This window comes from Methylomonas aurea, assembly GCF_024505045.1.
Taxonomy (GTDB): Bacteria; Pseudomonadota; Gammaproteobacteria; order Methylococcales; family Methylomonadaceae; genus Methylomonas; species Methylomonas aurea.
On the sequence record NZ_JANIBM010000001.1, the window covers coordinates 355803 to 377934 of the forward strand.

At 55.5% G+C, this 22132-nt stretch carries 23 protein-coding genes; 17 read left to right on the forward strand and 6 right to left on the reverse strand.

Annotated features, from left to right (window positions below; all coding sequences use genetic code 11):
* Positions 1-28: 28 nt before the first annotated feature.
* Complete coding sequence (locus tag NP603_RS01640; protein WP_256609175.1) at positions 29-838, forward strand: sulfite exporter TauE/SafE family protein; 810 nt, start codon at positions 29-31, stop codon at positions 836-838.
* Positions 839-894: 56 nt separating this feature from the next.
* On the opposite strand, the gene NP603_RS01645 is transcribed toward NP603_RS01640, so the two are convergent.
* Positions 895-1563: an NUDIX hydrolase gene (locus NP603_RS01645; RefSeq protein WP_256609176.1), complete on the reverse strand. Its 669-nt coding sequence runs from the start codon at positions 1561-1563 to the stop codon at positions 895-897.
* A 156-nt stretch (positions 1564-1719) separates the two neighbouring features.
* Between NP603_RS01645 and NP603_RS01650 the strand changes: the two genes are divergently transcribed.
* The 3 genes from NP603_RS01650 to NP603_RS01660 are packed head-to-tail and all read left to right on the forward strand — an operon-like array spanning position 1720 to position 5455.
* On the forward strand, positions 1720-2550 hold the full coding sequence (locus NP603_RS01650) for a cysteine hydrolase family protein (RefSeq protein ID WP_256609177.1): 831 nt from the start codon (positions 1720-1722) through the stop codon (positions 2548-2550).
* 11 nt (positions 2551-2561) lie between these two features.
* The gene (gene pncB / locus NP603_RS01655; RefSeq protein ID WP_256609179.1) at positions 2562-3749 is read left to right on the forward strand and encodes a nicotinate phosphoribosyltransferase; all 1188 of its coding nucleotides are present in this window, start codon (positions 2562-2564) and stop codon (positions 3747-3749) included.
* A 14-nt stretch (positions 3750-3763) separates the two neighbouring features.
* Positions 3764-5455 (forward strand): NAD+ synthase, encoded by a 1692-nt coding sequence (locus NP603_RS01660; RefSeq protein WP_256609181.1) that lies wholly within the window; start codon positions 3764-3766, stop codon positions 5453-5455.
* 23 nt (positions 5456-5478) lie between these two features.
* Here the strand turns inward: NP603_RS01660 and typA are convergent, their stop codons facing one another.
* The 4 genes from typA to NP603_RS01680 form a co-directional block, all read right to left on the reverse strand.
* The gene (gene typA, locus NP603_RS01665) at positions 5479-7302 is read right to left on the reverse strand and encodes a translational GTPase TypA (protein WP_256609182.1); all 1824 of its coding nucleotides are present in this window, start codon (positions 7300-7302) and stop codon (positions 5479-5481) included.
* A gap of 101 nt (positions 7303-7403) precedes the next feature.
* Complete coding sequence (locus NP603_RS01670; protein WP_256609183.1) at positions 7404-7796, reverse strand: rhodanese-like domain-containing protein; 393 nt, start codon at positions 7794-7796, stop codon at positions 7404-7406.
* A 10-nt stretch (positions 7797-7806) separates the two neighbouring features.
* Entirely contained in the window at positions 7807-8379 is a 573-nt protein-coding gene (locus NP603_RS01675; protein ID WP_256609184.1) for a class I SAM-dependent methyltransferase, read from the reverse strand.
* Positions 8376-9278 carry a LysR family transcriptional regulator gene (locus tag NP603_RS01680; protein ID WP_054761337.1) on the reverse strand — a complete coding sequence of 301 codons (903 nt, stop codon included), beginning with the start codon at positions 9276-9278 and terminating at the stop codon, positions 8376-8378. The genes NP603_RS01675 and NP603_RS01680 overlap by 4 nt, the downstream gene beginning before the upstream one ends.
* Positions 9279-9466: 188 nt before the next feature.
* Between NP603_RS01680 and NP603_RS01685 the strand changes: the two genes are divergently transcribed.
* The 9 genes from NP603_RS01685 (at position 9467) to NP603_RS01725 (ending at position 15215) form a co-directional block, all read left to right on the forward strand.
* Positions 9467-9619, forward strand: coding sequence for a hypothetical protein (locus NP603_RS01685; RefSeq protein ID WP_256609187.1), 153 nt, complete (start codon positions 9467-9469; stop codon positions 9617-9619).
* 184 nt (positions 9620-9803) lie between these two features.
* Positions 9804-10124 carry a phosphoribosyl-ATP diphosphatase gene (locus NP603_RS01690; RefSeq protein ID WP_054761335.1) on the forward strand — a complete coding sequence of 107 codons (321 nt, stop codon included), beginning with the start codon at positions 9804-9806 and terminating at the stop codon, positions 10122-10124.
* A gap of 20 nt (positions 10125-10144) precedes the next feature.
* On the forward strand, positions 10145-10360 hold the full coding sequence (tatA, locus tag NP603_RS01695) for a Sec-independent protein translocase subunit TatA (RefSeq protein ID WP_256609188.1): 216 nt from the start codon (positions 10145-10147) through the stop codon (positions 10358-10360).
* A gap of 7 nt (positions 10361-10367) precedes the next feature.
* Positions 10368-10691: a Sec-independent protein translocase protein TatB gene (gene tatB / locus NP603_RS01700; protein WP_256609189.1), complete on the forward strand. Its 324-nt coding sequence runs from the start codon at positions 10368-10370 to the stop codon at positions 10689-10691.
* Positions 10666-11421 (forward strand): twin-arginine translocase subunit TatC, encoded by a 756-nt coding sequence (gene tatC, locus NP603_RS01705; RefSeq protein WP_256609190.1) that lies wholly within the window; start codon positions 10666-10668, stop codon positions 11419-11421. Before tatB ends, tatC begins: the two co-directional genes overlap by 26 nt.
* Positions 11414-12097 (forward strand): YggS family pyridoxal phosphate-dependent enzyme, encoded by a 684-nt coding sequence (locus NP603_RS01710; protein WP_256609191.1) that lies wholly within the window; start codon positions 11414-11416, stop codon positions 12095-12097. The genes tatC and NP603_RS01710 overlap by 8 nt, the downstream gene beginning before the upstream one ends.
* A 57-nt stretch (positions 12098-12154) precedes the next feature.
* Entirely contained in the window at positions 12155-13915 is a 1761-nt protein-coding gene (gene argS, locus NP603_RS01715) for an arginine--tRNA ligase (RefSeq protein WP_256609192.1), read from the forward strand.
* On the forward strand, positions 13916-14542 hold the full coding sequence (locus NP603_RS01720) for an SPOR domain-containing protein (protein WP_256609193.1): 627 nt from the start codon (positions 13916-13918) through the stop codon (positions 14540-14542).
* A gap of 121 nt (positions 14543-14663) precedes the next feature.
* Positions 14664-15215: a FlgO family outer membrane protein gene (locus tag NP603_RS01725; RefSeq protein WP_256609194.1), complete on the forward strand. Its 552-nt coding sequence runs from the start codon at positions 14664-14666 to the stop codon at positions 15213-15215.
* 47 nt (positions 15216-15262) lie between these two features.
* On the opposite strand, the gene NP603_RS01730 is transcribed toward NP603_RS01725, so the two are convergent.
* Positions 15263-16288 carry an asparaginase gene (locus NP603_RS01730; RefSeq protein WP_256609195.1) on the reverse strand — a complete coding sequence of 342 codons (1026 nt, stop codon included), beginning with the start codon at positions 16286-16288 and terminating at the stop codon, positions 15263-15265.
* Between the two features lie 61 nt (positions 16289-16349).
* Between NP603_RS01730 and NP603_RS01735 the strand changes: the two genes are divergently transcribed.
* From NP603_RS01735 to pstA, 4 genes are all read left to right on the forward strand, one after another.
* Entirely contained in the window at positions 16350-16892 is a 543-nt protein-coding gene (locus tag NP603_RS01735; protein ID WP_256609196.1) for a dihydrofolate reductase, read from the forward strand.
* A 91-nt stretch (positions 16893-16983) separates the two neighbouring features.
* Positions 16984-17973: a PstS family phosphate ABC transporter substrate-binding protein gene (locus tag NP603_RS01740; RefSeq protein ID WP_256609198.1), complete on the forward strand. Its 990-nt coding sequence runs from the start codon at positions 16984-16986 to the stop codon at positions 17971-17973.
* Between the two features lie 213 nt (positions 17974-18186).
* The gene (locus tag NP603_RS01745) at positions 18187-20469 is read left to right on the forward strand and encodes an ABC transporter permease subunit (RefSeq protein ID WP_256609199.1); all 2283 of its coding nucleotides are present in this window, start codon (positions 18187-18189) and stop codon (positions 20467-20469) included.
* Positions 20466-22118 carry a phosphate ABC transporter permease PstA gene (gene pstA / locus NP603_RS01750; RefSeq protein ID WP_256609200.1) on the forward strand — a complete coding sequence of 551 codons (1653 nt, stop codon included), beginning with the start codon at positions 20466-20468 and terminating at the stop codon, positions 22116-22118. Before NP603_RS01745 ends, pstA begins: the two co-directional genes overlap by 4 nt.
* Positions 22119-22132: the final 14 nt, after the last annotated feature.

Here is a 22132-nt window from a genome sequence, read left to right on the forward strand (position 1 = left end):
CGAATTTTACGAATTGAAAAGGTAAAAAATGAATTTGATGTATACCTTGTCCGGCTTCGCGGTCGGTTTGCTGGTCGGTATTACCGGCGTCGGCGGCGGCTCTTTGATGACGCCGTTATTGGTGTTTTTGTTCGGCTTCAAACCGGCGGTTGCGGTCGGCACCGACTTGCTCTACGCCTCGATCACCAAAACCGCCGGCGTATTTGTCCACCACGGCAAACACGGCTCGGTGGATTGGAAAATCGTCGGCTGGCTGGGGCTGGGTAGCTTGCCGTTTGCCGGCGCGACCTTGTATGTCTTGAAAAACCTGATGGCGGTCGGCAAGGAAACCACCGGCGCGATTACGTTTACCTTGGGCGTGGCGTTGCTGTTGACGGCATGCGCCTTGTTGGTGCGCAGTTTTCTGTTGCGCAAAGCCGCCAAACAGCAGATCGACGACGACCATAGCACTCAGGAAAACAGCGGCCGGTTTTCGCCGCGTTGGGAGAAAATCGCGACGGTGCTGACCGGTGCGGTACTCGGCGTGCTAGTTACCTTGTCCTCGGTTGGTGCCGGTGCGCTGGGTACGGTCGCTTTGTTGTTCTTGTATCCGAAGATGTCGACCTTGAAAATCGTCGGTACCGATCTGGCGCATGCGATTCCGTTGACCGCGGTGGCCGGCCTCGGCCATTTGAGTTTGGGCAATTTCGATTTGGATTTGCTGATTAGCTTGTTGTTGGGGTCGGTGCCGGGGATTTGGATCGGCAGCCATTTGAGCGCGAAAATTCCGGAACAGGTGTTGCGGCCGGTATTGGCGACTTTGCTGCTGGTGATCGGCACCAAATTCGTGTTGCAGTAATTCTTAGGACCAAGGCCGCCTTATCCGGATCGGAGGCGCGCCTTGGTGCGATGCGGTCATAATCCCCGCTGCAACAACTTCAAGGCATTGGCAAATTCGGCTTTCAGCCGGTAGACCTGCGCCGGCCGGTGGGCGCCGTTGGCTTCGGTTTGCCCCGCTATTTCCTCCAACACCCCCAGTTCGTCCATTTTTCGGCGGAAGCTGACCTTATTCAAGGTCTCGCCCAGGCAGGCTTCGTAGATTTTTTGCAATTTCGGCAAGGTGAAGCGTTCCCCGGCCAAGTGGCAGGGTAACGAAGAATATTGCGATTTGTTGCGGATGCGTTCGACCGCGGCCTGGACAATGTCGTTATGGTCGAAGGGTAAGCGACGCAGCGCATCGACCGGGCAAATCGACAATCCGGGATGCCCGGCCTGCAGCAGCAATTCGGCGTTGACCAACGCAAAATAAGCGATCGAAATCGACCAGCCCCTGGGGTCGCGGGCGCAGCCGTCGAAGGTACGCAACTGTTCCAGGTAAGGCGGATTCACTCCGGTTTTCCGGCGCAGAATGCGCAGTGCCGCATCCAGGCTGTCGCGGTCGGTCTCGGCGTGGATGTAGCCGCCCGGCAAGGCATCCAGGCCGGTGAAAGGCTCGTGTTCGCGCCTGGCCAAAGCCACGCTCAATTGTTGCTGTTGAATCGTCAGCAGCACCACATCTATCGTTGCAATCATCCGCTCGGACATGGAGGGCGTTTATCCTTCAGGCTGTTTAGTAACAAAATGTGAAGTTTATCAATGTAAGTCTTATTTTATAGGTATTTTTCGTTATTTTAATAGTTGCAATATGTAACTAACAGGAATAAGCTAAGCCTGTCCCGATTTTATAGCCGGAGCAGGCTTATGAATGCGATCCAATTGTTGATCATCGACGCCCAAAACGATTTTTGCGACCGTCCCTTCGCCGGCGCATTGCCGGCTTTGCCGGTTCCCGGCGCCTATCAGGACTGTCTGCGCCTGGTCCGGTTGGTAGATCGGCTGGCCGAGGCGATAGATTCGGTCATCGTCAGCCTCGATTTGCACCACAGTATCGATCTGGCGCATCACACGATGTGGCGCGACGCGAACGGCGCCTTGCCGCCGCCGTTTACCCAGGTCACGGCGGCGGACGTCCGCCACGGCCGTTACCGCGCGTTGGCGGCAGCAATATCCGCCTACGCCGAGCAGTACATTCTGGAATATTTGCAAAATCTGGAGCAGCTCGGTTTGGCGTTGACGCTGTGGCCGCCGCATTGTCTGGTCGGCTCGCCGGGCGCAAATTTGAACGCCGAACTTGCCGGCGCGCTGCAACGCTGGGAGTCCAAGCGCTTTAAGGCTATCGATGTGATCGAAAAAGGCCGCAACATGTGGACCGAAAGCTTTTCGGCACTGAAAGCGGTGATTCCCTACCCCGGCGACGCCGATACCGATTTGAACCGGCATTTGCTCGACCTGTTGGCCGGTCCGCAACCGGTCTGGGTTGCCGGCCAGGCCAGCAGCCACTGCGTCAGGCAAACCGTGTTGGACCTGTTGCAATACGGCCCGGCCGATATCGCCGGGCGCTTGACGCTGCTGACCGATTGCATGAGCCCGGTGCCGGGTTGCGAAGCATTGGCCGAGCAATTTTTTGACGATGTGCGGCAGCGGGGCGTCCGCTTGGCCGCCACTAGCGAACTCGGCCGCTGCTGGCCGTAACGGAGGAAGCGATGGCCCCGATTGTAAAAAGCTTGTTGGAAAACGATCTGTATAAATTTCCGATGTGGCAAACCATGCTGCATAAACGCCCCGAAGCCACGGCGGAATACGGTTTCGTCTGCCGCAATACGCCGGAATATCCGCTGGCCGAACTGGTTGCCGACGTCAAGCGCGAGTTGGAGCAGTTGTGCGCACTGCAATTCGCTGACCACGAACTCGAGTATTTAAGCGGGCTTAGTTATTTGAAGCCGGATTTCATCGAGTTTTTATCGCTGTTCCGCTTCAAACCCAAATATCTGCAAGTCTATGCCGAGGGTGACCGGCTTAGAATCGATGCCGCCGGCCCGCAAGTTCACGTGATGAATTTCGAGATTTTTGTTTTATACATCGTCTCGGAACTGTATTTCCGCCGCTTCGATCAAGCCGCCTTGTTGGCCGAAGGCCGGCGCCGCCTGCAACAAAAAATCGCGATGCTGAAAGACTTTGCCGAACAGCCGGCCGAAACCCATCCGTTCGAGTTTTTCGACTTCGGTCTGCGCCGCCGGGCCTGGGGCAGTTGGCAGGAAGAAGTGGTGCAGACCTTGTCGTCCGAGGTGCCGAATCTGTTCAAAGGTACTTCGAATGTCTATCTAGCGCAAAAATACGGCCTGAAACCGATCGGCACGATGGCGCACGAATATTTACAGTCTTACCAGGCGCATGTCGTCCGCTTGCGCGAGTTCCAACGCACGGCGCTGGAGGATTGGGCGCAGGAGTTCCGCGGCAATTTGGGGATAGCCTTGACCGATACCATCGGCATGGATGCGTTTTTGCGCGATTTCGATCTGTATTTTGCCAAGCTGTTCGACGGTTTGCGCCACGATTCCGGCGATCCGGGCATTTGGGGCGAAAAAGCCATCGCCCATTACCAGGTGCTAAAAATCGATCCGCACACCAAGCGTCTGGTGTTCTCCGACGGTCTGGACATGCCGAAAGCGATCGCGCTGTACCGCCAATTTGCCGGCCGGATCCAGCTGGGGTTCGGCATCGGCACGAATTTGACTAACGATCTCGGCGTCAAAGCGCTGAATATCGTCATGAAACTGATGCGCTGCAACGGCGACCCGGTGGCCAAATTATCGGACGCGCCGGGTAAGACCTTGTGCGACGACCCGACCTTCGTCGCCTATTTGCGGCAGATTTTCAACCACTACGTCTGAAGCGGGAATCAGTTATGCCGGGACAAACACCATTGCGTATCGCCGTCGCCCAAACCAATCCGACCGTCGGCGATTTTGCCGGCAACCTGCGCATCGCCGAGCAGGCGTTTCGCGACGCCGAGCGGCTGCAAGCGCAGTTGCTGGTATTTCCGGAGCTTTCGTTGTGCGGCTACTATCCGGGAGATTTGCTGAACGACTCGGCGTTCATCCGTCAGGCTGAGCGGGCTCTGGCAGAGTTGGCGGAATTTTCCTGCGGGTTTCCGGGTATTAGCGTTATCGCCGGTTTGCCGCAAACCCGATCCGGGCCGGGCAAGCCGCTGCATAACTCGTTGCTTGCGCTGGCAAACGGCCAAGTGCTCGCCGCATACCATAAACAATTGTTACCGACCTACAACATTTTCGACGAGCGCCGGCATTTCGAGCCGGGGCCGGCCACCGCCGCCAGTATCGAAGTCGCTGGCTATAAAGTAGGTTTGATGATTTGCGAAGACGGCTGGAACGACGCTGCCAACGATTATCCGGTCAATCCTTACCAGGCTTTGGCCGCGATCGGGCCGGACCTGGTGGTCAGCATCAACGCCAGCCCGTCCAATATCGGCAAGCGCGACCAACGCCACCGGATTATCGCCGGTGCCGCGCAACGCCACCGGTTGCCGATTCTGTACGTAAACCAAGTCGGCGGCCAGGATAGCATCGTGTTCGACGGCGCCTCGTTCGCGGTAAATGCGGACGGAAAGCTTGCGTTCGAATTACCGGCTTTCGAAGCGGGGGTCGAGCCGGTCGAGTTTAGCGCCGGCGCGTTTCATGGCGTCGGCTCTGGCCTGCCTTTGCCGGAGCCGGAGTTTGTCATTCGGCATATCCTTATGGGGTTGCGCGATTACGCCCGCCGCTGCGGTTTCCGGCAGGTTGTGGTCGGTTCCTCGGGCGGTATCGATTCGGCGTTGACCATCGCCTTGGCGGCCGAAGCGCTCGGCCCGGACAACGTGATTGCCGTGACGATGCCTTCCGAATATTCCAGCGCCGGTTCCGTCACCGATTCACAGTTGTTGTGCGACGCGTTGGGGGTAAGTTTACTGACGCATCCGATTCGGGAACAGGTCGACGCCTTCAAAGCCCAGTTTCAAGCCAGCTTCGCCGCGCCGCTGGCGGGTCTGCCGCTGGAAAATTTACAGGCGCGGATACGCGGCACCGTGTTGATGGCGTATTCCAACCAGTCCGGCGCGTTGGTATTGACGACCGGAAACAAGAGCGAAATCTCGGTCGGCTATTGCACGTTGTACGGCGACACCAACGGCGGCTTGGGTTTGATCGGCGATTTGTACAAAACCGAGGTTTACGGCTTGGCGGACTATATGAACCGGCGCGCCGGCAGGCCGTTGATTCCGGAGTCGATTCTGATCAAGGAGCCTTCGGCCGAATTAGCGTTCGACCAGAAAGATACCGACAGTTTGCCGCCGTATCCGGTGCTGGACGAAATATTGAAACTATTGATCGAGGGCGATTTGCTGGCTGAAGCGGAATACCGCCGAGCCCGCGATTTTGTTAGCGATTATCGGCGTTCGGCCGAAGGCGAGGCGGTGTTCCAACGCATCGGCAGGATGGTGACGCGGAACGAATACAAGCGGCGTCAGGCGCCGCCCATCATCCGGGTTCGCCCCCGAGCCTTCGGCGCCGGGCGGCAGATGCCGATTGCGGCCAAGTATTAGCCAGGCCGCAACGGGTTTAGCGCTTAGTCGCTGGCGCGCGAGGCGCGTTTGCGTTCGTTTTCGGTCAGCAGTTTTTTCCGCAACCGGATCGATTGCGGCGTGACTTCGACCAACTCGTCGTCGGCGATGAATTCCAGCGCTTGCTCCAGACTCATCTTGATCGGCGGGGTTAGCAGGATGTTCTCGTCGGAGCCGGCGGCGCGGATATTGGTCAACTGCTTGGCTTTGGTCGGGTTGACCACCAAGTCGTTATCGCGCGAGTGGATGCCGATCACCATGCCTTCGTAGACTTCGGTGGCGTGTTCGATGAACAGACGGCCGCGCTCCTGCAGATTGAACAGCGCATAACCCAGTGCCTTGCCTTGTACCATAGACACCAGCACGCCGTTGATGCGGCCGCCAACGCTGCCTTTTTTCATTGGGCCGTAGTGGTCGTAGACGTGATAGAACAAGCCGGAACCGGAAGTAGCGGTTAGAAACTCGGTTTGAAAACCGATCAGGCCGCGTGACGGCACCATGTATTCCAAGCGGGTACGGCCCTTACCGTCCGGCACCATGTTCAGCAGGTCGCCCTTGCGTTCGCCCAACTTTTCCATGATCGCGCCCTGGTGTTCGTCTTCCAGTTCGATGGTCACCATTTCGAACGGTTCGTGCATCTCGCCGTCGACTTCCTTCAAAATCACCTCCGGACGCGATACGCCCAGTTCGTAACCTTCGCGGCGCATGTTTTCGATCAGGATCGACAAATGCAGTTCGCCTCGGCCGGAAACCTTGAATTTGTCCGGGTCCTCGGTGTCTTCGACGCGCAACGCCACGTTATGCTGCAATTCTTTTTGTAAACGGTCGCGAATCTGCCTTGAGGTGACGAACTTGCCTTCCTTGCCGGCGAACGGCGAGGTGTTGACCTGGAAGGTCATGCTGACGGTGGGCTCGTCGACTTTTAGGGGCGGCAGTGCTTCGACCGCGTCTTGCTGGCACAGGGTGTCGGAAATCTCCAACTTGTCGATACCGGTAAAGGCAATAATGTCGCCGGCTTGGGCTTGCGGCACTTCGATTCGTTCCAGACCCTTGAAGCCGAAGATTTGCAGCATCCGCACGTTGCGGGTAGTGCCTTCGCGGTTGATCAAGGTCAGTTGCTGGTTGGATTTGACGGTACCGCGCTGAATGCGGCCGATACCGATCACGCCAACGTAGCTGTTGTAGTCCAGGCTGATCACCTGCATTTGAAACGGGCCGTCGATGTTGACCGGTGGCGGGCTGACTTTGTCGACGATGGTTTGAAACAACGGCGTCATGTCGCCCCCTTCGACCGTACTTTCCAGGTCCAAGCCGGCATAACCTTTCAACGCCGAGGCGTAAACGATGGGGAAGTCCAGTTGTTCGTCGGTCGCGCCCAAGCGGTCGAACAAATCGAAGGTTTGGTCGATCACCCAATCCGGGCGAGCGCCGGGCCGGTCGACCTTGTTAATCACGACGATGGGTTTCAAACCCAAGGCAAAGGCTTTCTGAGTCACGAAGCGGGTTTGCGGCATCGGGCCGTCAACCGCATCGACCAGCAGCAGCACTGAATCGACCATCGACAATACCCGTTCGACTTCGCCGCCAAAGTCGGCGTGGCCCGGGGTGTCGACGATGTTGATGTGGTAGCCGTTCCAATCGATGGCGGTGTTTTTCGCCAGGATCGTAATCCCGCGTTCTTTTTCCAGGGCATTGGAGTCCATCACCCGCTCGTCGACTTTTTCGTGGGCGTCGAAGGTGCCGGATTGTTGCAACAATTGATCGACGAGGGTGGTTTTGCCATGGTCGACGTGGGCGATGATGGCGATATTTCTGAGTTTTTCTATCACGGGATTTATTAAGTTTTTTACAAAAGAACGTGCGCCAGCTTTGCTAAAAACGCGAGCCGGCGCGGAAATGGGTGGCTATGGGTTTACAGTGAATGGGGGGATTAGCTTTGGCTCCAAGGCAGGCCGTGGAAACGCCAGCCGCCGAGGTTACCGCGATGCTGGTTGGCGTCGAGCGGACCTTCAAAGCCTTCCAGAATATTGACCAAATGCTGGTAGCCGGCGGCTTCCAGGGCTTTGGCGGCGTCTACAGAACGCTGTCCGCTGCGGCATAACAGCAGTACCGGCGCCGCTTTATCCGGAGCGTGTTGCTGGACCTGGGCAATGAAATCGGCGTTCAACTGCATCCCTGGGAATTCTTTCCAGGCGACGTGGATGGCCTTTGGCGGATGGCCGACGAAGCCGTGTTCGATGGCAGTGCGGACGTCGATCAGCACGGCGTTGGGATCGGTTTGCAACAAGTCCCAGGCTTGTTTGGGGTCGAGATTTTCTATCATGGGTTACCGCTCAAGTTTTTTGCCCGATGAAACAGGCTTCGTTTCGGTTGCCGAGCCGCGTGTCACCGATCCTGGCGTATTCCTGGTAAAAAACCACGCTCAGGGGCTGAAACAGCTCGAGAAGCTCGTTGCGCGCCAATAGGTAATCGGGATTGCTGGGGCCGTGTTGGTCAAGCTTGTCGCGGGTAAATGTTTGATAAAACAGCAGGCCGCCCGGATTCAAGGCCGCCATTATCGCATTACACAGGGTGCGGTCAAGAAAACGGCAGATGACAATCACATCGTAGCGGTGATCCGCTAACGATTCGCTGCCGATTTGGCAGTGCCGGGTATTGATGCTGAGGCTTTGCCGATCGGCATAGTGGCGGAGTTTATCCAGCGCTACCGACGACACGTTCCAGGCGTCAACGCTTAGTCCTGATTTAGCCAATGACAGTGCGTTACCGCCCAGGCCGCAGGCCAAATCTAGCGCTTTGCCCTGAGGCGGGAGCAAATGCAAGTGGTTGGCGAGTACTTCGGATGCCGTTGGCGTATCCGCAGAGCAGCTATAGATAGCGTCCCACTTGTTTTGTAGCTCGCTCACGGATTCATGCCGATCCGGTGCGGCAGCCAGGCCTGGATGAACTCCAGGAAGGAACGGACTTTGGCGGACAAATACTTGCGGTGCGGATAGACCGCGTAGATTTCCAATGGGGCGATGCCGTATTGCTCCATCACCACTTGCAAACGGCCTTGTTCGATGTCGCGGCCGACGATATAGCGCGGCAGCATGATCAGGCCCAGGCCGTTGACCGCGGCATTGCGGATCGGGTCGGCCATGTTGGCCTGCATCCGGCCGGTTACTGTGACGGTGCGCTCGCCGAGAATGCCTTTGAAGCGCCATTTGTTGCGCGGCGGAATCGCCCAGTTGATCAGGCAGCTGTGGTCTTCCAGGTCTTCCGGGTCTTGCGGGATGCCGTGGTTTTTCAGGTATTCCGGCGAGGCGCAGACCACCAATGACGAACTGGCCAACTTGCGGGCGACCAGGCTGGTGTCGTTGAGTTGGCCCAAGTAGATTGCCAGATCGACGCCCTCGTCGATCAAATCCACCTGGCCGCCTTTTAGCACCATCTCCACCGACAGATCCGGGTAGTTTTTCAGATACTCGGTCAGACCCGGCGAGATATGGCTGGCGCCAATCACCGGCGGCGCCAAAATTTTCAACGTGCCGCGCGGTTCGGTTTGCAAATGGGTGATGGCCGATTCCATTTCTGCAACGTCTAGCAGCACTTGTTGGCAACGCTCCAGATAAGCCTCGCCGGCTTCCGTCAGGCTTAAGCTGCGGGTCGTACGGTTGAACAGGCGCGTATTCAACTCGCTCTCCAGTTGCATGATGTGCTTGGTGGCCATGGCGCGGGAGATGTCCAAATCCTTGGCGGCGCCGGCGAAGCTGCCGGCCTTGGCGACGCGGACAAAAACATTCATGCTGGTTAGTTTGTCCATTCTGCCTCCGGGGACATTATAAAGGGGCTAAAAAACGTTGACATTTTTATTGTTTCTTAACTTTATACAATTTATTTAATAAATGCCTAATTGTAAACTTTTTTATCTCCGGTATAGTGTGCAGCAACTTAACGAGAAAGCACAGAAAATCTTGGCAAATACAAGATTAAACAGAGGATTTGAGCACAATGAACGAGTTTAAAAAAGATGTACTGGTCGGTACTTTGTTTGTCGCCGGTATTTTGAATTTTCTTTCCGGGCTGTTTGTGATTTCCACTGTCCTGTTTGCAGCGACGTCGATGTTCAGCAATATCTCGCTCGATACTCAAGCGAGCCGCTGATCCCCCGAATTTGTAACTACCTCCTGGTGTTGTAATTAACGAGCGGTAACCTCCTTCCAAGCACTCCGCTGGTTTTCTTGCCTCCCTCTGCGCGAGCATTGGGAGGTTTTTTTTGTCCGCAGTTTTTCCGGCACTTTGGGCGTCATGCTATGATTCAGCCCGTTCGCAATCGAGATCAACAGTCATGAACGACGTTTTACAGCAATTGGCATTGGTGCTGGAGCAGCGCAAACAACAATCCGCCGATCAATCTTATGTGGCCAGCTTGTATGCCAAAGGTTTGGACCATATTTTGAAAAAAATAGGTGAGGAAGCCACGGAAACGGTAATGGCTGCGAAAGACGGCGATAAAGATAAGATCGTTTATGAAGTGGCCGATCTATGGTTTCACTCCATGGTCTTGTTAGCGCATCAGGAACTCGGGCCGGAACAGGTGATCAACGAGCTGCAGCGGCGTTTCGGTTTGTCCGGTCTGCAGGAAAAAGCGCAACGCAGCTCTTCATAGTCAAACAGCAGGAGTAAATAATGGGTTTTAGTATTCCGCATTTATTGGTGGTGCTGATCATCGTCGTGTTGGTATTCGGCACCAAGCGATTGAAAAATGTCGGCGCCGATCTCGGCGAGGCCATCCGGGGTTTCCGGAATGCCGTAAAGGAAGGCAGCGAAGACAAAACGCTGGCCAATAAGGAAGGCGATGTGCTGGAAGGCGAAGTCTCCAGTAACGAAAAAGACAAGGTGTAACGCGGCTATGTTCGACGTCGGTTTTTCCGAATTGCTGATGGTCGGCTTGGTGGCCTTATTGGTATTGGGGCCGGAAAAATTGCCCAGAGCCGCCCGCTTGGCCGGGCTATGGGTCGGTAAGGCTCGTAGCGTGCTGGCAGTCGCCAAGGCGGAGATCAAGCAAGAGCTGGCGGCCGAAGAGATGCGGCAACTGATGCAGCAAAACATTATTGCCGGCGAAGTGCAAAAAGCCTTGGACGACACCCGCTCGGCCGTAGAAGACATCAATTTCAATATTCAAGCAGCGACCGAAGCCGATCAACACGATGACAAACCACGTTCAGCCGGATAACGAACAGTCATTTTTCAGCCATCTGGTCGAACTGCGCGACCGTCTGTTAAAGATGGTGCTCTGCGTACTGCTGGTGTTTGTCGGCACCGCCAGTTACGCTAACGAGATCTACGCTTTTTTGGCAGATCCGCTGTTACAGCATATGCCGAAAAACAGCTCTATGATCGCGATAGACGTGGCTTCGCCGTTTTTTACCCCGTTTAAACTGGCATTCGTCGTCGCCGTGTTTGCCAGTATCCCTTTCATTCTTTACCAGTTTTGGGGCTTCGTCGCGCCGGGTTTGTACCGCCACGAGAAAATGATGGTTGCTCCGCTGTTGCTGGCCAGCACGGTATTATTCTACGGCGGCGCGGCGTTCGCTTATTTTCTGGTGTTCCCGTTGGTGTTTTCCTATCTGACGGCCGCAGCACCGGCCGGCGTCGCCGTGATGACCGACATCGCCACCTATTTGGATTTCGTCTTGGCGATGTTTTTTGCATTCGGCCTGGCCTTCGAAATTCCGGTGTTGACCATCGTGCTGGTCTGGACCGGCATCATCAGTCCGGAATCCTTGGCGGAAAAACGGCCTTACGTGATCGTCGGCGTATTCGTGGTGGCGATGTTTCTGACGCCGCCCGATGCGCTGTCGCAGACCTTGTTAGCCGTGCCAATGTGGTTGTTGTTCGAATCCGGACTACTGTTCTCGAGATTGATAACCCGGCGCGACCGCGCAGCCGAGAACGATGGTTAGTATTGCCGGACGTTTTGCAGCGGTCCGCGCCCAATTGCGCGATGCCGAAAACGCCGCCGGGCGCCTGCCGGGTAGCGTGCAACTGCTTGCCGTCAGCAAAACCAAACCGGCAGCCGACTTGGCCGCGGTTTACCGATTGGGCCAGCGCCATTTCGGCGAGAATTATCTGCAGGAGGCTTTGAAGAAGCAGCAGCAACTGGCTGCGTTCGATATCAGTTGGCATTTCATCGGCCCGATCCAATCCAACAAAACCCGGCCGATAGCGGAGAATTTCGCCTGGGTGCACAGCGTCGACCGTTTGAAAATCGCCGAGCGTCTCAGCGAGCAACGCCCGGACCATTTGCCGCCGCTGAATATCTGCCTGCAAGTCAATATCAGCGACGAAGCTACCAAATCCGGCATCAGCTTGGCCGAGTTGCCGGATTTGGTTCGGCAAGTGGAACAATTGCCGCGCCTGCGTCTGCGCGGCGTAATGGCAATACCGGAACCGGCGGCCGATTTCGAAGCGCAGCGTATACCCTATCGACGTCTCTACCAGGCGGCGACGGCATTGCATCGGCCGCAGCTGGACACGTTTTCGTTCGGCATGAGCGGCGACTTGCTCGCCGCAGTCACCGAGGGTGCGACGCTGGTTAGGATCGGCACCGCGCTGTTCGGCGCGCGTCCTAGCCAATAAATTGTTTTTCATGGATAATGCGGGGAATTTTCCGACAAATCCCCATTCTTCGAAGCGATGAAACAAAAGCTGGAGTCCCTTTTACAACAGGCAGTTGCAGGTATCAAAACCCAAGGTATTCTCGAAAGCGATTTCATTGCCCAAATTCAATTAGAACGCACCAAAGACCCGCAACACGGCGATTTCGCTACCAATCTGGCGATGTTGTTGGCCAAGCCGGCCAAACAAAACCCGCGGCAGCTCGCCGAAAAAATCGTCGCCGCATTGCCGGCCGACCCGGCAGTGGTCAAAGTAGAGATCGCCGGGCCTGGATTCATCAACTTTTTCATAAATCCCGATAGCCAGTTCCAGATCGTACGCCAAGTGCTGGAACAAGGCAGCGCCTTCGGCTTGAGCCGGATCGGGGCCGGACAACGAGTGCAAGTCGAGTTTGTCTCGGCTAATCCGACCGGGCCGTTGCATGTCGGCCACGGCCGTGGTGCTGCCTACGGTTCCGCCGTAGCCGATTTGCTGGAAGCGGCCGGTTTCAGTGTCGAGCGCGAATACTACGTCAACGATGCCGGTCGGCAAATGGATATCTTGGCGACCAGCGTCTGGTTGCGTTATTTGGAAGCCTGCGGCGAGGTATTGCCTTTTCCGAGTAACGGCTACCGTGGCGAGTACGTTAGAGATATTTCAGCCAATTTGCACAGAAGCGCCGGCGACAAGTACCGCAAGCCCTCCGCTCAGGTTTTGGCGGATTTACCGGCCGACGAAGCGCAAGGCGGCGATAAGGAAAAGCATATCGATGCGCTGATCGAACGCGCTAAAACGCTGTTGGGGCCGGAAGCTTACGAGCAGGTGTTTCAGGCCGGTCTTGACGAGATTCTGCAGGATATCAAAGACGACCTAGCCGAGTTCGGCGTCGGCTACCAACGCTGGTTCTCGGAACGCTCGTTGATGGACGACCAATCCATTGACCGGGCGTTACGGCGCTTGGACGAGGCCGGGTTTTTGTACCGGCAGGAAGGTGCGACCTGGTTCGCCTCCAGCCGATTGGGCGACGAGAAAGACCGGGTGGTGGTGCGCGACAACGGCCAAACCACGTATTTTGCGTCCGATATCGCTTACCACATGAACAAGCTGGATCGGGGCTTCGACAAAATCATCAATATCTGGGGTGCCGACCACCACGGCTATATTCCAAGGGTTAAAGCCGCGATGCAGGCCCTGGGTGCCGACGATTCCAAACTGAAGGTCTTGTTGGTGCAATTTGCCGTGCTTTACCGCGGCGACGAAAAGGTGCAAATGTCGACCCGATCCGGCGAATTCGTCACCTTGCGCCAACTGCGTAACGAAGTCGGCAAAGACGCCTGCCGTTTTTTCTACGTGATGCGCAAGTCCGAGCAGCACATGGATTTCGACTTGAAACTGGCGACCTCCAAAACCAACGAGAATCCGGTTTATTACGTGCAGTACGCGCATGCCCGGGTGTGCAGCGTGTTGCGCCAACTGGACGAAAAAGGTCGGCAACGCGATCCCCTTCTGGGAATGCAGCATTTGCATTTGCTTACTGAGGAACAGGAAAGCGCGCTATTGACGACATTGTCCAGATATCCGGAAACCTTAGAACGGGCGGCGTTGAACTACGAGCCGCACCAATTGATTCAATATCTGCGCGAATTGGCCAACCAATTCCATAGTTACTATAACGCCCACCAATTTTTGGTCGACGACGACAAGCTGTGCAATGCCCGGATTAACCTGGTTTGTGCGGTCCGGCAAGTGTTGGCCAACGCCATGTCTCTGCTGAAAATCAATACACCCGAAGCGATGTAAATGGCCAGAGATTACAAGCACCGCGTACAAAGCCCCAATTACGGCGCCGGCCGGCGGAAGCCGAAGCAGTCGTCGGTTGCGTTATGGCGCTGGTTGTTGGTGATCATGCTGATTGCAGCCTTCGTGGTATTTCTGAACATGATCGGCAAATTGGTGCCCGAGTTGGTCGCCGGCAAGCCCGTCCAGGAAACGCCGCCGGCCGCCGAACCGATAAAGCAGGAATTGCCGCTAAAACCGAAAACCGCCGCCGAAGCGGAGAAACCGGCCGAGCCGGTCGAACCTGAAGAGCCGCGCTACGACTTTTACACCATTCTGCCGCAGGCGGAAGTCGTGGTGCCGGACTACGAGATCAAAACCCGGGTCCGCGAGCAATTGGTCGGCAAAACTAAGGCAACCAAATACATCATGCAGGCAGGCTCGTTCAGGGAAGCTGCCGAAGCAGAACGCCACAAAGCGAAATTGGCGTTACTCGGTATCGAGTCGCGGGTCGAAAAAGCCAAGGTCGGCAATGTGATTTGGCATCGAGTCAAGGTGGGGCCGTACGATAATCCGGCCAGCGTTTCCACGATCAAGGAATTGCTGCAGAAAAACGGTATTGGCGTAATCGTCACCGAAAGCGGCCAATAAAATTTGCAGTCCGGAAAGGCCGGCAGACAAATATTTGCAGCCGATCGGGCGCATTTATCGATTGACTGGCCTATAGTTTTAAGCTCTGATTAAAGCCCACAATTTCCAGGGGAGACGCTACATGCTCAATAAAAAAATAATGGTGTTGATGTTAGCAGGTTTGACGGCATTGAGTGGTTGCGGCCGGCTGTACTATTACTCCACCAGCATCGACGACGACGACTTGGTTGAAGTCAGCTACGACGCGGTCAGTTGGTTATTAACCGATCTGCGTCAACCGCTGCCTAAGGGCAGCTTGGTTGTAATCAACTCCCTGGTCAACGTCGACGACATGGGGCAAACCCTGCCGTTCGGCAGAATCATTTCCGACCAGCTTTCTTCAGCACTGCATCGTTCCGGGTATCGGGTGATGGGCATGGAGTTGCCGACCGAGATTTTCGCCAAAAACGAATCAGGTATTCTGGAATTGCCGGAAAAAACCAAGGAAGCCCTGAATAACGTCGGCGCTAAAGCCATTGTGATCGGTTCCTACGCTCCGGGGCGCGACAATATTTACGTGTCGTTGCGCGTGGTGGATATCGCCAGCCAGAACGTGGTTTCGTCTACCGACTATTCGGTGGCGATGGGTCCGGATGCCAAAGTGCTGACGACCAAACCGTTGCCTAAACAATAATTTGGCCAGGGAACCGGCCGCTGGACCGCGGCCGCTCCCACGCTTATTCAGGCTGGCTGGACATGTTCGTAAGCCAGATCCTGCCGTAAAAACTCCGATATTTGTTCCGGCTCGGTAAAATGACCGAGCGCCAACAGCAGCTTGGCGTAAGCCACTTCCAACGTCATATTCCAAACCATCTCCGCCCCGGCAGCGATCAATTCCCGGGTCGAGGCGTAAGCGCTTTCCGAGTGCAGAGCCGGAGCCATATATATTTTCAGGCCGGATTGCCGGCATTTGTGAGCGAAGCCGGCCAGGCTGTACTCGCTGCCGGTTGCATCCGATGCGCAGGCCGTGCCGGAATGGTACAGGTCGTGCAGCACCGCGTCGAAGTTGCCCAGATTGAAGGCGTCGTAATCGAGGCCGGGATAGGGTCTGATCAACAAAACCCGTGCCGAAAAGTCGGGCTTCAACTCGGCCGGCTGGCGATGCGGGTTATCGGCGATAGCCAAGGTTTCAAACTGTCCGCCGCGATAGCGCATAAACGGCCGGGATTGGGCGCTGATGAAATCGCTGCCTAACGGCAGACAGGAACTGAGCCGCGTTCCCAAGTGAACCAGCATATCCTGGCCAGGATTGCGGTATGGCACGAATACACCACTATGCCCGCCTTGCCGGATGAACTCCACCGCACAGCAAAAATTGGCAAGTCCGTTGGCTTGCGTGTTATCCAGTGGTAAATCGCTCGAGACCAGCAATAGCGGAATCGGTAATTTATGGAAATACAATCCCAATGCCGCGGCGCTAAATGCCAGGGTATCGGTGCCGTGGGTAACGATAATGCCGTCGAATCGGCGTAAATCCTCGGCTTCGATTGCGGCAACGATCTGTTGCCAGTGTTGGGTATGGAGATTTTCGCTGAGGATTTGCAATGGTTGTAGAGACTTGAACGTTATCGAAGTCGCATCGGGGTAGTGGTCGGCAAACAATGCCAGCAGTTTGAAGCCGGCGCTAGCCGAAGTGTCGACGGTGCCGCCCGCCAACTGCGAACCTATGGTGCCGCCGGTAAACACCAGCAGGATGTTTTTATTCATATTCGGCGTTTCTAGTATCATGTCGGGTTACGGATTAAATCCGCATCTTAAATAATTTCGCATGAAAATATCACTGATTGTGGCGATGGCCAGCAACAATGCCATTGGTCTCAACGGCCGGATGCCGTGGCATCTTTCTGCCGATTTGAAACGCTTCAAACGAATCACGATGGGCTTCCCGGTTTTGATGGGGCGTAAAACCTTCGAAGCCATAGGCAAGGCATTACCGGGTAGGGAAAATGTCGTGATCAGCCGGTCTTCGCCTTACAATGCTCCAGGATGTACAGTGTTCGGCGACATGGAGAGCGCATTACAGGCTTTGGCAGCGCGCGAGGAAGTGTTCGTGATCGGCGGTGCCACGCTGTACCAAGCGCTTTTGCCTGTGGCCGATTATCTCTATCTTACTGAAATCGACTGCAATTTTCCGGGAGACACGTTTTTTCCCGAGTTTGATCGGCGGCAATGGCAAGAACTAAGCCGCGAGACCATAGATAACGACGCCAGCGTCAATTTCCACTATCGTTTTTTAAAGTTGCGGCGGGCCAATACCGGCGAGGCGGATACGGTTTTGGCTAAAATGCCGGTTGCGCTTACAATTCCTTAAGTTTTGTCACAAAGCTGTCATATTTGCTTCATAGTATTGTCATGTCACTTTGGCACACTGATCTTGGTTTTAAACATTTTCGAGAAAATATATGAATAAAACATTCAAGCTGAAATCGCTGGTCATGGGATTAGGTTTCGCCTCCGCCGCGCTTTTGGCCGGCGAAGTCGCCTCTGCCCCTGCAACTTTGGATGCGGCTCTTCCGGAATACTCCGCGGCGAGCGGTATTTCAGGCAACCTGTCCAGCGTCGGCTCTGATACTTTGGCGAACCTGATGACCTTGTGGGCCGAAGAATTCGGTAAGATTTACCCCAACGTCAATATCCAGATTCAAGCCGCGGGTTCCTCTACCGCGCCGCCGGCCCTGACCGAAGGTACTTCCAATCTGGGGCCGATGAGCCGGAAAATGAAAGACAACGAAATCGACGATTTCGAAAGCAAATACGGCTACAAACCGACCGCGATTCCGGTTGCGATCGACGCATTGGCTGTATTCGTCAACAAGGACAATCCGGTAAAAGGCTTGAGCATCCCGCAAGTCGACGCGATCATGTCGTCAACCCGGAAATGTGGCGGCGCCAACGATATTACGACTTGGGGCCAAGCCGGCCTGACCGGCGCCTGGGCCAGCCGCCCGATTCAGTTGTACGGCCGTAACTCGGTTTCCGGTACTTACGGTTTCTTCAAAGACGAAGCGTTGTGCAAAGGCGATTTCAAAAGCAACGTCAACGAGCAACCCGGTTCCGCATCGGTGGTGCAATCTGTTACTACCTCTGCGAATGGTATCGGTTATTCAGGTATCGGCTACTCCACTTCCGGCGTAAAAGCCGTGGCGCTGGCGCGTAAAGACGGCGAAGCCTTTGTCGAAGCCACTCCGGAAAATGCGACTTCCGGCGCTTATCCGCTGTCGCGCTTTCTATACGTCTACGTCAACAAAAAACCGAACGAACCGTTGGCGCCGCTGGAGAAGGAGTTCATCAAAATGGTGTTGTCCAAAACCGGTCAGCAGGTCGTGATCAAAGACGGCTACATTCCGTTGCCGGCCAAAGCAGTGGAAAAAGCGCTGACATTGATCCAGTAATTCATCAAGCCAGGGACCGGCTTGATCAGGGACAAATTATGCAGGGACGCTTCAAAGGATTGGCGCGAAGCATCGCCGCCCTTATTCGTAGCCGCCAATCAAATGCGGTTGATCTAGTATAATAACGAAGCCGATAATTGCGCGTAAATTATCGGCTTTTTTGTTTTAAGCATTCCGGTGTGTTTCTTTCCGCAAATTTTGTGATGCCCAGTTATGACTGAATCCCGTACCACTCAAAGCAAACCGACGCTGTTCCAAACGGCCACCAGCGACAGTTATCAACGTTGGCGCCTGGTTAAAGACAAATTGGCGGCGCGGGGCGTGGTGGTCGGCGGTTTGAGTATCATCGTTGCGGTGGTGCTGATTTTCTTTTATCTGTTGTACGTCGTCTTTCCGTTGCTATTGCCGGCCAAACTCGAGGTCGCCGGTAACGCCGGTTATGGCGTTCCGGCAGCCGAAATGGGCAAAACCCTGTTCGCTGCGGTCGAGGAACAAAACCAAATGGCCGTTCGATTTACCGATGCCGGCAAGGCGGTGTTTTTCTATCTGGCCGGCGGCGAAATCGTCGCCAATCAAGCGTTACCCGTCCCGGAAACCAGCCAGATTACCAGTTTTGCCCACGGCAGCATCGATAATGGCGTGGTGGCATACGGCCTGACCGACGGTAAGGTGCTGGTCGCCAAGCATGAATATAAATTGAGCTATCCGGATGGCAAGCGCCTGATTACGCCATCGATCAGCTATCCGTTGGGCAACCAAGCTCTGACCATCGATAAATCCGGTCAGCCATTGCTCAAAATCGCTCTCGCCGTCGCAGAAGATCGCAGCACGTTGGTGGCGAAAACGGCGGACAACCGCTTGTTGTTGAGCCGGCTGAGCAAAAAGGAATCGATGTTCGATGACGAAGTGACGTGGGAGGCTAGCGACACCTTATTGGAGGTGGCTGGCGACGACGTCGAATACATGCTGGTCGATAAGCAACAGCGCAATCTGTATTTGGCCAGCCGGCAAAGTATTACGGTTGTCGATGTCAGCGACGCCGCGGCGCCGGCCGTCAAGCACAAGTTGAATTTGGTAGAAAACGACAGTCAAATCAACAGTCTGGCTTTTTTGAACGGCGAGAACTCGTTGCTGGTCGGCGATTCCAAGGGCGAACTCGCGCAGTGGTCGTTGGTGCGCAACGACCAGAACTACGTGAACATGCAAAAACTGCGCAGTTTCAAATTGGCCGACAATCCGATTGTCGCGCTGAGCGCCGAGCAGCGCCGGCGCGGCATGCTGGCGATCGACAGCGGCGGACAGTTGGCGGTCTACAATTCCACCGCCGAGCGCGAGTTGATCAACACCAAGTTATTGCAGGGAGCACCGCAAGTGTTGGCCTTGTCGCCGAAGGCCGATTTATTTCTGGTGGAAGATGCCAACGGCAAGATACTGACCTGGCATTTGCAAAACGAACACCCGGAGATTTCGCTGAAATCGCTCTGGCGCAAGGTCTGGTACGAAAGTTATCCGAAGCCTGATTACATTTGGCAGTCGTCGTCGGCCAGCAACGATTTCGAGCCGAAGATGAGCTTGACGCCGCTAGTGTTCGGTACCTTGAAAGCCTCGTTTTACGCCATGTTGATGGGAATTCCGCTGGCCTTGTTCGGCGCGATTTACACTGGCTATTTCATGGCACCGCGGGTGCGGCAGTACGTAAAGCCTGGTATCGAGATCATGGGCGCGTTACCGACCGTGATTCTGGGTTTTCTGGCCGGCCTTTGGCTGGCGCCGTTCGTCGAATCTCATCTGGCTGGGATATTCGCTATGCTGATGGTGGTGCCGCTGTCGGTGATGATCTTTGCCTATCTCTGGCAACAAGTGCCGGAACCCACCCGCCATAAAATACCCGATGGCTGGGATGCCATTGTTCTGGTGCCGGTCGTGGCGTTCGGTGCCTGGTTGGCGTTTGAACTGGCGCCGAGTTTCGAAGCCTGGTTTTTCAATGGCGATTTGCGAGTCTGGATGCGCGAGGAATTCGGCATCGGATACGACCAGCGTAATACCCTGGTGGTCGGTTTGGCCATGGGTTTTGCCGTGATTCCGATGATTTTTTCGATTGCCGAGGACGCAATTTTCAGCGTGCCCAAACATTTGACCACCGGTTCCCTGGCGTTGGGCGCGACGCCGTGGCAAACGATGACCAAGGTCGTATTGCTCACCGCCAGTCCCGGTATTTTCTCCGCGGTCATGATCGGCTTCGGCCGGGCGGTGGGCGAAACCATGATCGTGCTGATGGCCACCGGAAATACGCCGGTGATGGATTTGAGTATTTTTCAGGGATTGCGCACTTTATCCGCCAATATCGCGGTAGAAATGCCGGAATCGGAAGTCAACAGCACCCATTACCGGGTGTTGTTTTTAGCGGCGCTGGTATTGTTCGTGTTTACCTTCGTCGTCAATACGCTGGCCGAATTGGTCCGGCAAAATCTCAGACAGAAATACAGTTCACTATGATCAAAGAATGGTTTAAAAGCGGTTCGCCGTGGATTTGGTTGACTGCCGGCGCGGTGACGATCAATCTGGTGCTGGTTGCGGGCCTGTTGCTACTGATTGCATTCCGCGGTCTGGGCCATTTCTGGCCGGCCGACATCGTCGAGTACCAATATGAGGACGCGAGCGGCCGCTCGACCATCATCGGCGAACAGGTCGACACCTCGCTGTTGCCGGCCGCGCAGGCCAAAGCTGCCGGTCACCAGGTATTGAACGACGCCGAGTATCTGGTGCAATTTCTGGTAAAAACCGGTAACCGCGACATTTTGGGCAGCGATTTCCGTTGGATTCAGCAACAATACATCAGGCATAAAGCCGAGCCCGCGGATTTGATTAGCGTGGAACGCCGCGAATGGGGAAATTTCTACGGCAGGCTTAAGGCGGTCAAGGAAGACGGCAGCATCATCGTTCAAGGCGAAGCCGCGCTGGCCGTCGCCCAGGAGAAATTGGCGGCCGCGTTGGAGTTGCATGAACAGATCGATGTGTTGCAGAACAAAGACGTTGGCGCGATCAATTACGGTTTGGAGCGTTTGCGCTTGAAACAAAGAGCCTTGGAATTGAAAGGCGAATGGGACGACGCTCATGCCCAGGAGTTTGCCGCACAAAAGCAGGCTTACCAGCAAAAGTACCAGGAGATTCAAGTCCAACTGGCTAAACTGAACAGGGAAATCAAGCGCGCCAGTTTGGTCGCGGTCGAGGCCGGCGGTAGAGAAGTCAATCTGCCGCTGCACCGCATCGTCAAACTGACTCAGCCGAACGCGATGAGTGGCCTGGATAAAATGGTCGAGTACGCCCGCAACTTCGTCACCTTTGTCAGCGACGAACCGCGCGAAGCCAATACTGAAGGCGGCATATTTCCGGCTATCTTCGGTACCGTGCTGATGGTGTTGCTGATGGCGGTGGTAGTGACGCCATTCGGTGTCATTGCGGCGGTTTATTTGCGTGAATATGCCAAGGAGGGTTTCGTAACCCGGATTATCCGGATCGCGGTCAATAACTTGGCCGGCGTACCTTCCATTGTTTACGGCGTTTTCGGCCTCGGTTTTTTCGTCTATATCATCGGTGGCAACATCGATCGCCTGTTTTTTCCGGAAGCCGCGCCGGCCCCGGTATTCGGCACCCCCGGCTTGTTATGGGCCTCGCTGACGCTGGCCTTGATGACTTTGCCGGTCGTGATCGTCGCCACCGAAGAAGGTTTATCGCGGATTCCGAAATCCATCCGTGAAGGCAGTTTGGCTTTGGGCGCAACCAAGGCCGAGACCTTGTGGCGTACCGTGTTGCCGATGGCTAGCCCGGCCATCATGACGGGATTGATTTTGGCCGTGGCTCGCGCTGCCGGTGAGGTGGCGCCGCTGATGCTGGTCGGCGTCGTCAAATTGGCGCCGACCCTGCCGCTGGACGGAAACTTTCCGTTTCTGCATTTGGACCGTAAGTTCATGCATCTGGGTTTCCATATCTACGACGTCGGCTTCCAAAGCCCGAACGTGGAAGCGGCGCGCCCCCTGGTGTACGCCACTTCTCTGCTACTGGTGATGGTGATCGTCGGCCTGAATATGTTCGCCATTACCATCCGCAACAATCTGCGCGAAAAATACCGCGCCTTGGAAAACTAATCTCGCCTTTTACC

What these genes read in the sequence shown, in the direction of transcription:
- NP603_RS01640 (WP_256609175.1), top strand. Translation starts at nt 29, where the DNA reads ATGAATTTGATGTATACCTTGTCCGGCTTCGCGGTCGGTTTGCTGGTC.
- NP603_RS01645 (WP_256609176.1), bottom strand. Translation starts at nt 1,563, where the DNA reads ATGTCCGAGCGGATGATTGCAACGATAGATGTGGTGCTGCTGACGATT.
- NP603_RS01650 (WP_256609177.1), top strand. Translation starts at nt 1,720, where the DNA reads ATGAATGCGATCCAATTGTTGATCATCGACGCCCAAAACGATTTTTGC.
- pncB (WP_256609179.1), top strand. Translation starts at nt 2,562, where the DNA reads ATGGCCCCGATTGTAAAAAGCTTGTTGGAAAACGATCTGTATAAATTT.
- NP603_RS01660 (WP_256609181.1), top strand. Translation starts at nt 3,764, where the DNA reads ATGCCGGGACAAACACCATTGCGTATCGCCGTCGCCCAAACCAATCCG.
- NP603_RS01670 (WP_256609183.1), bottom strand. Translation starts at nt 7,796, where the DNA reads ATGATAGAAAATCTCGACCCCAAACAAGCCTGGGACTTGTTGCAAACC.
- NP603_RS01680 (WP_054761337.1), bottom strand. Translation starts at nt 9,278, where the DNA reads ATGGACAAACTAACCAGCATGAATGTTTTTGTCCGCGTCGCCAAGGCC.
- NP603_RS01685 (WP_256609187.1), top strand. Translation starts at nt 9,467, where the DNA reads ATGAACGAGTTTAAAAAAGATGTACTGGTCGGTACTTTGTTTGTCGCC.
- NP603_RS01690 (WP_054761335.1), top strand. Translation starts at nt 9,804, where the DNA reads ATGAACGACGTTTTACAGCAATTGGCATTGGTGCTGGAGCAGCGCAAA.
- tatA (WP_256609188.1), top strand. Translation starts at nt 10,145, where the DNA reads ATGGGTTTTAGTATTCCGCATTTATTGGTGGTGCTGATCATCGTCGTG.
- tatB (WP_256609189.1), top strand. Translation starts at nt 10,368, where the DNA reads ATGTTCGACGTCGGTTTTTCCGAATTGCTGATGGTCGGCTTGGTGGCC.
- tatC (WP_256609190.1), top strand. Translation starts at nt 10,666, where the DNA reads ATGACAAACCACGTTCAGCCGGATAACGAACAGTCATTTTTCAGCCAT.
- NP603_RS01710 (WP_256609191.1), top strand. Translation starts at nt 11,414, where the DNA reads ATGGTTAGTATTGCCGGACGTTTTGCAGCGGTCCGCGCCCAATTGCGC.
- argS (WP_256609192.1), top strand. Translation starts at nt 12,155, where the DNA reads ATGAAACAAAAGCTGGAGTCCCTTTTACAACAGGCAGTTGCAGGTATC.
- NP603_RS01720 (WP_256609193.1), top strand. Translation starts at nt 13,916, where the DNA reads ATGGCCAGAGATTACAAGCACCGCGTACAAAGCCCCAATTACGGCGCC.
- NP603_RS01725 (WP_256609194.1), top strand. Translation starts at nt 14,664, where the DNA reads ATGCTCAATAAAAAAATAATGGTGTTGATGTTAGCAGGTTTGACGGCA.
- NP603_RS01730 (WP_256609195.1), bottom strand. Translation starts at nt 16,288, where the DNA reads ATGAATAAAAACATCCTGCTGGTGTTTACCGGCGGCACCATAGGTTCG.
- NP603_RS01735 (WP_256609196.1), top strand. Translation starts at nt 16,350, where the DNA reads ATGAAAATATCACTGATTGTGGCGATGGCCAGCAACAATGCCATTGGT.
- NP603_RS01740 (WP_256609198.1), top strand. Translation starts at nt 16,984, where the DNA reads ATGAATAAAACATTCAAGCTGAAATCGCTGGTCATGGGATTAGGTTTC.
- NP603_RS01745 (WP_256609199.1), top strand. Translation starts at nt 18,187, where the DNA reads ATGACTGAATCCCGTACCACTCAAAGCAAACCGACGCTGTTCCAAACG.
- pstA (WP_256609200.1), top strand. Translation starts at nt 20,466, where the DNA reads ATGATCAAAGAATGGTTTAAAAGCGGTTCGCCGTGGATTTGGTTGACT.